This window comes from Streptomyces sp. XH2 (assembly GCF_049725035.1).
Classification (GTDB): Bacteria; Actinomycetota; Actinomycetes; order Streptomycetales; family Streptomycetaceae; genus Streptomyces; species Streptomyces roseoverticillatus.
Window position 1 is genome coordinate 122714 of record NZ_JBMMMZ010000019.1, and the last position, 13985, is coordinate 136698.

1 protein-coding gene is annotated in these 13985 nt (G+C 75.2%); it reads left to right on the plus strand.

Features of this window, described 5'->3' with window-relative positions:
• Positions 1–17 precede the first annotated feature (17 nt).
• Positions 18–13985, plus strand: a 13968-nt coding sequence (locus ACOTKD_RS33780) for a type I polyketide synthase (protein WP_424892821.1), incomplete at its 3' end; no start/stop codon positions are given.

Here is a 13985-nt window from a genome sequence, read left to right on the forward strand (position 1 = left end):
TACCGAGGACGTAAAACATGTCGAACGACGACAAGCTCAGGGATTACCTCAAGCGCGTGATGGTGGACCTGCGCCACACCCGCAGGCAGCTGGGTGAGCTGGAGGCGAAGGACACCGAGCCCATCGCCATCGTCGGGATGGCCTGCCGCTACCCCGGTGGGGTCGGCTCCCCCGAGGACCTGTGGCAGCTGGTCTCCTCGGGCGGCGACGGCGTGACGGAGTTCCCCGCCGACCGCGGCTGGGACCTGGACGCGATCTACGACCCCGACCCCGCGCGGACGGGCCGCACGTACGTGCGCGAGGGCGGCTTCCTCCACGACGCCGCCGAGTTCGACCCCGCGTTCTTCGGGATCTCCCCCCGCGAGGCCCTGGTCATGGACCCCCAGCAGCGGCTGCTCCTGCAGACCTCGTGGGAGGCCTTCGAACGCGCGGGCATCGACCCCGCCACCGCGCGCGGCACCCGGGCCGGAGTGTTCGTCGGCACCAACGGCCAGGACCACGCCTACCTCCAGCGGCAGGGCGACAGCGACATCGAGGCCCACCTCGTCACCGCCAACACCGCGGCCGTGGTGTCCGGCCGCATCTCGTACGCCCTCGGCCTCGAAGGCCCCGCCGTCACCGTCGACACGGCCTGCTCGTCTTCGCTGGTGGCCCTCCACCTCGCCGCCCAGGCGCTGCGCCGGGGCGAGTGCTCGCTCGCCCTGGCCGGCGGCGTGACCGTGATGGCCACGCCGAACACGTTCATCGCGTTCAGCGCGCAGCGCGGCCTGTCGCCCGACGGCCGCTGCCGGGCGTTCTCCTCGACCGCCGACGGCACGGGCATGTCCGAAGGCGTCGGCGTGCTCCTGCTGGAGCGGCTCTCCGACGCCCGCCGGCTCGGCCACGACGTGCTCGCCGTCATCCGCGGCAGCGCCGTCAACCAGGACGGCGCGTCCAACGGCCTGACCGCCCCCAACGGCCCGTCGCAGGTCCGCGTCATCCAGCAGGCGCTGGAGAACGCACGGCTGACCGCCTCCCAGGTCGACGCGGTCGAGGCGCACGGCACGGCCACCACCCTCGGCGACCCCATCGAGGCCGAAGCGCTGCTCGCCACCTACGGCCAGGAGCACTCCGGGGACCAGCCGCTGTGGCTGGGATCCATCAAGTCCAACATCGGTCACACGCAGGCGGCTTCCGGTGTCGCCGGTGTGATCAAGATGGTGATGGCCATCCGCAACGGCGTGCTGCCGCAGACCCTGCACGTCGACGAGCCGACCGACCAGGTCGACTGGTCGGCCGGCGGCGTCCGGCTGCTGACCGAGGCCGTCCAGTGGCCCGCGTCGGACCACCCGCGCCGTGCCGCCGTCTCGTCGTTCGGTGTCAGCGGCACCAACGCCCACACGATCCTCGAACAGGCCCCGGCCCTCGACGAGGAGCCCGCCGGCGAGGCCGCCGAGGCCCCCGCAGCCGGCGCGCTGCCGTGGGTGCTCTCGGCCAAGAGCGACGCGGCGCTGCGCGCCCAGGCCGAGCGCCTGCTCTCCTTCCTGGAGAACGGTCAGGACGGCCAGGACGGCCCCGGCGCCTCTCCCGCCGACATCGGCTTCTCCCTCGCCACGACGCGCGCCGCCTGGGACCGGCGGGCGGCCGTCGTCGGCGAGAGCACGGAGGAACTCACCGAAGGCGTACGGGCCCTGGCAGCGGGCACCCCGTCCGCGGCCGTGGTCCGGAGCACCGCCCGCCTCGGTGACAAGACCGGGTTCCTGTTCTCCGGCCAGGGCTCGCAGCGGATCGGCATGGGCCGAGAGCTGTACGCGGCGTACCCCGTGTTCGCTGCCGCATACGACGAGGTGTGCGCGCTTCTGGACGCACCGGTGGACGTCGATGCGGAAACGCTGCACCAGACCGGGTGCACCCAGCCCGCGCTCTTCGCGGTCGAGGTGGCCCTGTTCCGCCTCCTGGAGTCGTGGGGCATCCGGCCGGATTACGTGGCCGGTCACTCGGTCGGTGAGATCGCGGCTGCGCATGTGGCGGGTGTGTTGTCGCTTGCCGACGCCGCGAAGCTGGTGTCGGCGCGTGCCGCGCTGATGCAGGCGCTGCCCGCGGGCGGTGCGATGGTGGCGGTTCAGGCGACCGAGGACGAGGTGCTGCCGCATCTGACCGACGGTGTCGGCATCGCGGCGATCAACGGTCCGCAGTCGGTCGTGGTCTCCGGTGCCGAAGGTGCTGTGCTGGAGATTGCCGAGGTCTTCAAGCAGCAGGGCCGCAAGACGTCCCGCCTGAAGGTCAGCCACGCCTTCCACTCGCCGCTGATGGACCCCATGCTGGAGGACTTTGCCGAGATCGTCCGCGGTCTCACCTTCAGTGAGCCGCGGATCCCGGTGGTGTCCAACCTGACCGGTCGTCTCGCCGAGCCGTACACGGCCGAGTACTGGGTCCGGCACGTCCGCGAGGCCGTCCGCTTCGCCGACGGCATCCGGACCCTCAGCGACCTGGGTGTCACGACCTTCGTCGAGATCGGCCCCGGCGGCGTCCTCAGCGGCATGGCGCAGGGCTGCGTGGACGAGGCCGTCACCGTCCCGCTGCTGCGTGCCGACCGCCCCGAGCGGCAGGCCGTCGTCACCGCGCTCGCCGAACTGCACGTGCACGGCGTCTCCCCGAACTGGCAGGCGCTCTTCCCCGGTGCGCGGAGGACCGGCCTGCCCACCTACGCCTTCCAGCAGCAGCGCTACTGGCTGGAGGTCCCCGAGGCCGAGGCGGCCGTCGTGGACGCGGTCGACGCCGAGTTCTGGGCGAGCGTCGAGCGTGAGGACGCCCAGTCGCTCGCCGCCACGCTGGGCCTGAGCGCCGAAGAGCTGGACGTCGTGGTCCCGAAGCTGTCCGCCTGGCGGCGGCAGCGCCGCGAGCAGTCCGTCGTCGACGGCTGGCGCTACCAGCTGACCTGGCAGCCGCTGAACGGCCTGCCCGCAGGCGACCTCTCCGGCAGCACCTGGCTGTTCGCCGCGCCCGAGGGCGACGAGTGGGCCGAGACGGTCCGCGCGGCCCTCGCCGGACGCGGCGCGCACCTGAGCCCGCTGACGGCCGGCGCGGACGCCGACCGTGCGACCCTGGCCGGCGAACTGACCCGGGCCGCGGCCGAAAACGGTGCCCTCGACGGTGTCCTGTCGCTGCTCGCGACCGACGAGACCGCCTCGCCCGAGCACCCCGCGCTCTCCCGGGGCCTCGCGCAGACCGTGGCCCTGGCCCAGGCGCTGGGCGACGCGGGCATCGACGCGCCGCTGTGGTGCGCCACCCGCGGAGCGGCCGCCACCGGCCGCTCGGACGACGCACCGCTCAGCGCGGTGCAGCACCAGGTGTGGGGCCTCGGCCGCGCCCTGGCCCTGGAGCACGCCCGGCGCTGGGGCGGCCTGATCGACCTGCCCACGGCGGTCGACGAGCGCGCCGCGGGCCGTATCGCCGCCGTCCTGAACCAGGGCACCGGCACCGCGGAGGACCAGGTCGCCGTCCGCGCCTCCGGCGTGTTCACCGCCCGGCTCACCCACGCCCGCAGCGGCACCGGCCGTACGTGGTCGCCGCGCGGCACGGTGCTGATCACCGGTGGTACGGGTGCGCTGGGCGGGCACGTCGCCCGCTGGCTCGCCGGCGCGGGCGCCGAGCACCTGGTGCTGGCCGGCCGCCGCGGCGCCGAAGCCCCCGGAGCGGCCGCCCTCAAGGCCGAACTGGAGGATCTGGGGGCGCGCGTCACCCTCGCCGCGTGCGACGTCGCCGACCGCGACGCGGTGGCGGCCCTGCTCGCCGAGCACACCTTCACCTCCGTCTTCCACGCCGCGGGCGTGGAGCAGTTCGCCCCCTTCGACGAGCTGACCCCGGCCGACTTCGCCCGCACGATCGCGGCGAAGGCCGGCGGCGCGGCGCACCTGGACGAGCTGCTGGGCGACCAGGAGCTCGACGCCTTCGTCCTCTTCTCCTCGATCGCCGGCGTGTGGGGCAGCGGTCTGCAGACCGCCTACGCCGCCGCCAACGCCTTCCTCGACGGGCTCGCCGCCCGGCGCAGGGCCGGGGGCCTGACCGCCACCGCGATCGCCTGGGGCCCCTGGGCCGACGGCGGCATGGTCACCGACGCCGACGAGCAGCACCTGCGCCGCCGCGGCGTCATCACCCTGCCCGCGGCCCTCGCCGTGACCGCGGTCCAGCGCGCCCTCGACTGCGACGACACCGCGGCCGTCGTGGCCGACATCGACTGGGAGCGGTTCATCGGACCGTTCACCCTCGGCCGCCCGAGCGCCCTGCTGTCCGAGCTGCCCGAGGTGCTCCGCGCCGGGACCGCCGCACCGGCGGCCGACGCCGCCACGGGCGCCGCACCCTTCGCCGCCCAGCTCGCCGGGCTGCCGGAGGCCAAGCGCACCGAGACCCTGATCGACCTGGTCCGCGCCCACGTCGCGGCCGTCCTCGGCCACGCCTCGGCGGCGGACGTCGAGCCCGACCGGGCGTTCAAGGACCTGGGCTTCGACTCCCTGACCGCCGTCGAACTCCGCAACGAGGTCAACGCGGCGACCGGCCTCACGCTGCCGCCCACCCTCGTCTTCGACTACCCCAACGCCACGGCCCTCGCCCGCTTCCTGCAGAGCGAACTGCTCGGCTCGCAGGCCACCGCGTTGCAGGAGCAGCACGCGGCCGCCGCCGACGACGAGCCCATCGCCATCGTGGCGATGAGCTGCCACCTGCCCGGCGGCGTCGACTCGCCCGAGGCCCTCTGGGACCTGGTGACGTCCGGCGGCGACGCCATCTCGGAATTCCCCGCCGACCGTGGCTGGGACGTCGACGGACTCTACGACCCCGACCCCGACCGCCCCGGCAAGACCTACGCGCGCGACGGCGGCTTCCTCTACGAAGCCACCGGCTTCGACGCCGGCTTCTTCGGCATCAGCCCCCGCGAGGCCCTGGCCATGGACCCGCAGCAGCGCCTGCTGCTGGAGACCTCGTGGGAGGCCTTCGAGCGGGCCGGGATCACCCCCGCACAGCTGCGCGGCAGCCGGACCGGCGTCTTCGTCGGCATGGCCTACCAGGGCTACGGAGCCGACGTGCGCCGGACGCCGGAAGGCGTCGAAGGACACCGGCTGGTCGGCGGCGCGTCCAGCGTCGTCTCCGGCCGGGTGGCCTACACCTTCGGCCTCGAAGGCCCCGCCGTCACGATCGACACGGCGTGCTCGTCGTCCCTCGTCGCCCTGCACCTGGCCATCCAGTCGCTGCGGAGCGGCGAGTGCACGATGGCCCTGGCCGGCGGCGTCACCGTGATGGCCAGCCCGAACGTCTTCGTCGAGTTCAGCCGGCAGCGCGGCCTGTCGCCCGACGGCCGCTGCCGGGCGTTCGGCGCGGACGCGGACGGCACCGGCTGGTCCGAGGGCGTGGGCGTCGTGCTCGTCGAGCGCCTCTCCGACGCCGTACGCCACGGCCACGAGGTCCTGGCGGTGGTGCGCGGCAGCGCCGTCAACCAGGACGGCGCGTCCAACGGCCTGACCGCCCCGAACGGCCCGGCACAGCAGCGCGTGATCCGCCAGGCCCTGGCCTCCGCCGGGCTCGCGCCGGGCGACGTCGACGCCGTGGAGGCCCACGGCACCGGTACGACGCTGGGCGACCCGATCGAGGCGCAGGCCCTGCTCGCCACGTACGGACAGGAGCGTCCCGAGGGGCAGCCGCTGTGGCTGGGCTCGCTGAAGTCCAACATCGGCCACACGCAGGCCGCCGCGGGCGTGGCCGGCATCATCAAGATGGTCATGGCGATGCGGCACGGTCTGCTGCCGCGTACGCTGCACGCGGACGAGCCGACGCCGCACGTGGACTGGTCGGCCGGTGACGTCCGGCTGCTGACCGAGGCCGTCGACTGGCCCGCGTCGGACCGCCCGCGCCGTGCCGCGATCTCGTCGTTCGGGGTCAGCGGCACCAACGCCCACACCATCATCGAGCAGGCCCCCGCAGCAGCGGAGCCGGTCCCCACCCCCGACTCCGGCGCCGTTGTGCCGTGGGTGCTCTCCGGCAAGGGCGAGGCCGCGCTGCGTGCGCAAGCCGCCCGGCTGGCCGGCCACCTCGACGCGACGGACGGCTGGACCGCTTCCGACGTCGGCCTCTCCCTGGCCTCCCGTGAGGCGTTCGAAGACCGCGCCGTGGTCCTGGCGCAGCGCCCGGACGAGTTCCGGCAGGCACTCGCCGCGCTCGCGGCCGGCGAGCCGGCGGCGAACGTGACGCTGGGACGCGCCGGGTCCGAGGGCAAGACCGGGTTCCTGTTCTCCGGGCAGGGCTCGCAGCGGATCGGTATGGGGCGTGAGCTGTACGAGGCGTTCCCGGTCTTCGCCGACGCGTACGACGAGGTGTGTGCGCGTCTGGACGCGCCTGTTGACGTCGATGCGGAGTCTTTGCACCAGACGGGGTCCACGCAGCCTGCTCTCTTCGCGATCGAGGTGGCGCTGTTCCGGCTCCTCGAATCGTGGGGTGTGCGGCCGGATTACGTGGCCGGTCACTCCGTGGGCGAGATCGCAGCCGCGCACGTGGCGGGTGTGCTGTCACTCGACGACGCCGCGAAGCTGGTGTCGGCGCGTGCTGCGCTGATGCAGGCGCTGCCGGCCGGTGGTGCGATGGTGGCGGTCCAGGCGACCGAGGACGAGGTGCTGCCGCACCTGACCGACGGTGTCGGCATCGCGGCGGTCAACGGCCCGCGGTCCGTGGTGATCTCCGGTGCCGAGGACGCGGTCACCGCGATCGCCGAGGTCTTCGCACAGCAGGGTCGTAAGACGTCCCGTCTGAAGGTGAGCCACGCCTTCCACTCGCCACTCATGGACCCCATGCTCGACGAGTTCGGCCGGGCCGTGGCGGGGCTGACGTTCCACGAGCCGCGGATCCCGGTGGTGTCCAACCTGACCGGTCGTCTCGCCGAGCCGTACACCGCCGAGTACTGGGTCCGGCACGTCCGCGAGGCCGTCCGCTTCGCCGACGGCGTGCAGACCCTGCACGACCTGGGCGTGACCACCTTCGTCGAGATCGGCCCCGGCGGCGTCCTCAGCGGCATGGCGCAGTCCTGCGCGGACGACGTGGCCGCCGTGCCCGTCCTGCGCGCCGACCGCCCCGAGCGGCAGGCCCTCACCGCCGCGCTCGCCGAACTGCACGTGCACGGCGTCTCCCCGGACTGGCAGGCGCTGTTCCCCGGCGCCCACCGCGTCGCCCTGCCCACCTACGCCTTCCAGCGCGAGCGCTTCTGGCTGGAAGGGGACGAGGACCTGGCCGCCGCCACCGACGCCGCGGCCGACCCGGCGGACTCCGGATTCTGGGACACCGTGGAGCGGGAGGACGTGGAGTCCCTCGCCGCGACCCTGGGCGTCGGCGCCGACGCCTCGCTCGGCGCGATCCTGCCCCGGCTGTCCGCGTGGCGCCGTCAGCGCCGCGAGCGGTCCGTGGTCGACGGCTGGCGCTACCGCGTCACCTGGAAGCCGCTCGGCACGCTCCCGGAGCCCGACGCGTCCGGCACTTGGCTGCTCGTGACGGCCGGGGAGAGCGAGTGGACCGCCTCCGTGCGCACCGCGCTCGAAGAGCGCGGCCTGGAGCTGGTGACGCTCGTCGCCGGGCCCGGCACCGAGCGCGGGACGCTGGCCCGCGACCTGGCCGGCACCGGCCCCGTGGACGGCGTGCTGTCCCTGCTCGCCGAGGACGAGAGCGCCTCCGCCGGTCACCCCGGCCTGTCGCACGGCCTCGCCGCGACCCTCTGCCTGGTGCAGGCGCTCGGCGACGCGGGCATCGACGCGCCGTTGTGGTGCGCCACCCGCGGCGCGGTGGCCACCGGCCGCTCCGACCTCGTGGACCGGCCGCTGCAGGCACAGGTGTGGGGCTTCGGCCGGGCGGCGGCGCTGGAGTACCCGCAGCGCTGGGGCGGTCTCCTCGACCTCCCCGAGCTGCTGGACGCCCGCACCGCGGCCCGCGTGGCCGCCGTCCTCGGGCAGTCGGCCGAGGACCAGGTGGCGGTCCGCGCCTCGGGCGTCTTCGGACGCCGGCTCGTCCGGGCCGGCCGTGCCGCCGACGCCGCCCAGGGCTGGTCGCCGCGCGGCACGGTGCTGATCACCGGCGGTACGGGTGCGCTGGGCGGGCACGTCGCCCGCTGGCTCGCCGGCGCCGGGGCCGGGCACCTGGTGCTCACCAGCCGCCGCGGCCCCGCGGCGCCCGGCGCCGCCGAGCTCGTCGCGGAGCTGGAGGAACTCGGCGCGACCGCGACCGTCGTGGCCTGTGACGCGGCCGACCGGGACGCCCTGCGGGCGCTGCTGGCCGAGCACCCCGTCAACGCCGTCGTCCACGCCGCCGGCGTCGGCGACCACGTCATGATCGAGGACTCCGACCCGGCCGGGTTCGCCCGCACGGTGTCGGCGAAGGCCGCGGGCGCGACGCACCTGGACGAGCTGCTGGCCGGCCAGGAGCTCGACGCGTTCGTCATGTTCTCCTCGGGCGCCGGCATCTGGGGCGGCGCCAGCCAGGGCGCCTACTCGGCGGCCAACGCCTACCTCGACGCCCTCGCCGAGCACCGGCGGGCCCGCGGGCGCACCGCGCTCGCCGTCTCCTGGGGCGGCTGGGCCGAGGGCGGCATGGCAGGCGTCGGCGACGGCGAGGAGATGCTCCGCCGCCGCGGCCTGCCGCCCATGCGGCCCGCCCTCGCGATCTCCGCGCTGCAGCAGGCCCTCGCCGACGGCGAGACCACCCTGACCGTGGCGGACTTCGACTGGGAGCGGTTCATCGGACCGTTCACCGTCACCCGCCCCAGCGCCCTGCTCTCCGACGTGCCCGAGGCGCGCCGCGCCCTGGAGGCCCCGGCCTCCGCCGGCGCAGGCGCCGGCAACGCGCTCGCCGCGAAGCTGGCCGGGCTCGCGGCGGCCGAGCAGGACCGCACGCTGGTGGACCTCGTCCGCACCCACGCGGCCGCCGTCCTCGGCCACGACGGCGCCGCGGCCGTGGAGCCCGGCCGGGCCTTCAACGACCTCGGCTTCGACTCGCTCACCGCCGTCGAACTCCGCAACAAGCTCACGGCCGACACCGGCCTGAAGCTGCCCACCACGCTGGTCTTCGACTACCCGAACGCCACGGCCCTGGCCCGGTTCCTGCGCGCCGAACTCCTCGGCGCGCAGACCGCCGAGCCGCAGGTGCGGCACACGGCCGGCGCCGACGACGAGCCCATCGCGATCGTGGCCATGAGCTGCCGCCTGCCCGGCGGCGTCGGCTCGCCCGAGGACCTGTGGCAGCTCGTGATGTCCGGCGGCGACGCGATCTCCGGCTTCCCCGAGGACCGCGGCTGGGACACCGAGAACCTCTACGACCCCGACCCGGGCACCCCGGGCAAGACCTACGCGCGCGACGGCGGCTTCCTCTACGACGCGGGCGACTTCGACGCCGCCCTGTTCGGGATCTCGCCGCGCGAGGCGCTGGCGATGGACCCGCAGCAGCGCCTGCTGCTGGAGGCCTCGTGGGAGGCCTTCGAGCGGGCCGGCATCGACCCGGCCTCGCTGAAGGGCAGCCGCACGGGCGTTTTCGTCGGCATGTCCTTCCAGGGCTACGGCGCCGGCCTCCCGCAGGTCCCCGAAGGCGTCGAGGGCCACCTGCTCACCGGCAGCGCCGCGAGCGTCGTCTCCGGGCGCGTGGCCTACTCGTTCGGCCTGGAGGGCCCGGCGGTCACCGTCGACACGGCGTGCTCGTCGTCCCTGGTCGCCCTGCACCTGGCCATCCAGTCGCTGCGCAACGGCGAGAGCACGATGGCCGTCGCGGGCGGTGTCAACGTCATGGCCGTACCGGCCGCGTTCGTGGAGTTCAGCCGGCAGCGCGGGCTGTCCGCCGACGGCCGCTGCAAGGCCTTCGGCGCCGGCGCGGACGGCACCGGCTGGGCGGAGGGCGTGGGCGTGGTGCTCGTCGAGCGCCTCTCCGACGCCGTGCGCAACGGCCACGACGTCCTCGCGGTCGTCCGCGGCAGCGCCGTCAACCAGGACGGCGCGTCCAACGGCCTGACCGCGCCCAACGGTCCGGCGCAGCAGCGCGTGATCCGGCAGGCCCTCGCCTCCGCCGGGCTCACCGAGGCCGACGTCGACGTGGTGGAGGCGCACGGCACGGGCACCGCGCTCGGCGACCCCATCGAGGCGCAGGCGCTGCTCGCGACGTACGGGCAGGACCGCTCCGAGGACGAGCCGCTGTGGCTGGGCTCGCTGAAGTCCAACATCGGTCACGCCCAGGCGGCCTCCGGCGTCGCCGGCGTGATCAAGATGGTGATGGCGATGCGGCACGGCGTGCTGCCGCGGACGCTTCACGCGGACGAGCCGACGCCGCACGTGGACTGGTCGGCGGGCACCGTGCGGCTGCTGACCGAGGCCGTCGACTGGCCGGAGTCGCACCGCCCCCGCCGCGCGGGCATCTCCTCCTTCGGCGTCAGCGGCACCAACGCCCACACGATCATCGAGCAGGCCCCGGCCGCGGAGCCGGCCGCCGTCGCACCGGTCGAGGTCGCCTCGGCGACCGTGCCGTGGGTGCTGTCCGGCAAGTCCGAGGCCGCGCTGCGGGCCCAGGCCGAGCGCCTGCTGTCCCTCACCGCGGACGGCGCCGGGCCGTCCCTCACCGACGTCGGCTTCTCGCTGGCCACCACCCGGGCCGCCCTGGAGCACCGCGCCGCCGTGACCGGCGCCGACCGCGCCCGGATCGCCGAGGGCCTGCGGGCCCTGGCCTCGGGGGCGCCCGCCCCCGGCGTCTTCGCCGGCCGCGCCGACACCGGCCAGGTCGGGTTCCTCTTCTCCGGGCAGGGCTCGCAGCGGCCCGGCATGGGCCGGGAACTGTACGACGCGTTCCCGGTCTTCGCGGAGGCGTACGACGAGGTGTGCGCGCACCTCGACCGGCACCTCGACCGGCCGCTGCGGGACGTGGCCTTCGGCGAGGACGGCCACGAGCTGAACCGCACCGCCTTCACCCAGCCCGCCCTGTTCGCGCACGAGGTCGCCGTCCACCGCCTGCTGGAGTCGTGGGGCGTACGGCCCGACTACCTGGCCGGGCACTCCGTCGGCGAGATCGCCGCGGCCCACGTGGCCGGGGTCCTGTCGCTGGAGGACGCCGCCACGCTGGTGACGGCCCGCGCCCGGCTGATGCAGGCCCTGCCAGCCGGCGGCGCGATGGTCGCGGTCCAGGCCACCGAGGACGAGGTCCTGCCGCACCTCACCGACCGCGTGAGCCTCGCGGCGGTCAACGGGCCGCGGTCCGTGGTGATCTCCGGCGCCGAGGACGCGGTCGCCGCGATCGCCGAGGTGTTCGCCGGCCAGGGCCGCAAGACGTCCCGTCTGACGGTCAGCCACGCGTTCCACTCGCCGCTGATGGACCCGATGCTGGAGGACTTCGCCCGCGTCGTCGGCAACCTGCGCTTCGACGAGCCGCGGATCCCGGTCGTCTCCAACGTGACCGGCGAGCTCGTCGACGCGTACACGGCGGACTACTGGGTGCGGCACGTCCGCGAGGCCGTGCGCTTCGCCGACGGCATCCGCACCCTGGGCGACCTGGGCGTCACCACGTTCGTGGAGGTCGGCCCCGGCAGTGTCCTCAGCGGCATGGCCCAGGGCTGCCTGGACGGCGCGGTCACCGTTCCCGCCGTACGGGCCGGCGGCCCCGAGCCCGAGGCGATCACCGGCGCCGTCGCGCAGCTCCACGTGCACGGCGTGCCCGTCGACTGGCACGCGTTCTTCGCCGGCCGCGGCGCCCGGCGCGCGGACCTGCCGACCTACGCCTTCCAGCACCAGCGGTACTGGCTGGAGACGGTCGCCCCCACCGCCGCCCCCGCGGGGACCGACGCCGTGGAGGCGGGCTTCTGGGAGACGGTGGAGCGCGAGGACGCACAGACCCTCGCCGCCGCCCTCGACCTGCCCGCCGAGCAACTGGACGCGGTCCTGCCCCGGCTGTCGGCGTGGCGCCGGCAGCAGCGCCGGGAGTCCGCGGCGGAAGGCTGGTCCTACCGCACCGGCTGGAAGCCGCTGAGCGGTCTGCGGACGCACGAACTGCCGGGCGACTGGCTGTTCCTGGTCACCGAGGAGACCGACTGGACCGCCGCCGTCGCCGACGGGCTCACGGCCCGCGGCGCCCGGCTGACCCCGGTCGTCGTCGACCCGGCCGCCGACCGTAGCGCGCTGCTGCAGCAGCTCGGCGACGCCGTCCGGGAGATCCCCGTCCACGGTGTGCTCTCCCTGCTCGGCACCGACGAGCGACCCCACCCCGGGCACCCGGCCCTCACCATCGGCACCGCGCTGTCCCTCGCGCTCGTCCAGGCCCTGGGCGACGCCGGCATCGACGCCCCGCTGTGGGCGCTGACCAGGTCGGCGATGTCCACCAGCCGTTCGGACGCGGTGCCGAGCGCCGCCCAGAACGCCGTCTGGGGCCTGGGCCGGGTGGCGGCGCTGGAGCACGCGCAGCGCTGGGGCGGTCTGGTCGACCTCCCGGAGACGGTCGACGACCGGGTCGCCGGCCGCCTCGCCGCGGTGCTCGGCCAGTCGGCCGAGGACCAGGTCGCGATCCGCGACCGCGGCGTCTTCGGCCGCAGGCTGACCCACGCCGCCGCCCGCCGCAACGCCCGGACCGGACAGGGGTGGTCGCCGCGCGGCACCGTGCTGATCACCGGTGGTACGGGTGCGCTGGGCGGGCACGTGGCCCGCTGGCTCGCCGGCGCCGGTGCCGGGCACCTGGTGCTCACCAGTCGCCGCGGCCTCGACGCCCCCGGTGCGGCCGGACTCAAGACCGAACTGGAGGAGCTGGGCGCCCGCGTGACCGTCGCCGCCTGCGACGTCGCCGACCGCGAGGCGCTGGCCGCACTGCTCGCCCAGCACCCGGTGAACGCCGTCGTCCACACGGCGGGCGTGGACCACCTGGAACCGCTGGACGGCATGACGCCGGGCTCCTTCGCCGACGTGCTGGCCGCGAAGGCCGCCGGTGCCCTGCACCTGGACGAACTGCTCGGCGACCGGGAGCTGGACGCCTTCGTCCTCTTCTCCTCCATCGCCGGCGTGTGGGGCAGCGGCTACCAGGCCGCCTACGCCGCGGCCAACGCCCTCCTCGACGGGCTCGCCGAACGACGGCGCGCCCGGGGCCTGACCGCGACCGCCGTCGCCTGGGGCCCGTGGGCCGGCGGCGGCATGGCCGAGAGCGACGGCGCGGACGAACGCCTGCGCCGCCGCGGCCTGATCCCGATGCCCGCCGCGCTCGCCGTGGCCGGCCTCCGGCAGGCGCTCGACGCGGGCGAGCCGACCACGACCGTGGCCGACGTCGACTGGGAGCGGTTCCTGCCCCCGTTCACCGTCGGCCGCCCGAGCGCCCTGCTCGGCGACCTCCCGGAGACCGAGCGGATCCTGACCGCCGCCGGCCCCGCCGGCGAGCCCGGCACGACCGCCGCCTCGCCGCTGGCCGCCCGCCTCGCCGGGCTGCCCGAGAGCGAGCAGCACACGCTGCTGGTCGAGCTCGTCCGCACCCACGCGGCGGCCGTCCTCGGCCACAGCGGTGCCGGCGAGGTCGAAGCCGACCGGGCCTTCAAGGACCTGGGCTTCGACTCCCTGACCGCCGTCGAACTCCGCAACAAGCTCAACGCCGAGACCGGCCTCGCGCTGCCTCCCACACTCGTCTTCGACTACCCCAACGCCCACGCGCTCGCCCGGCAGCTGCACACCGAGATCACCGGCCGCACCGCCGCGGCCGCCCCGGAGACGGCCACCACTGCCGCCGAGGACGACGACCCCGTCGTGATCGTCGGCATGGCGTGCCGCTACCCCGGCGGGGTGCGCTCGCCCGAGGACCTGTGGCAGCTCGTGGCCTCCGGCGGCGACGCCGTCGGCGACTTCCCGGCCGACCGCGGCTGGGACGTCGACGGCATCTACGACCCGGACCCGGACGCGTCCGGCAAGACGTACACCCGCCGCGGCGGATTCCTCTACGAGGCGGGGGAGTTCGATCCCGGGTTCTTCGGGATCAGCCCGCGT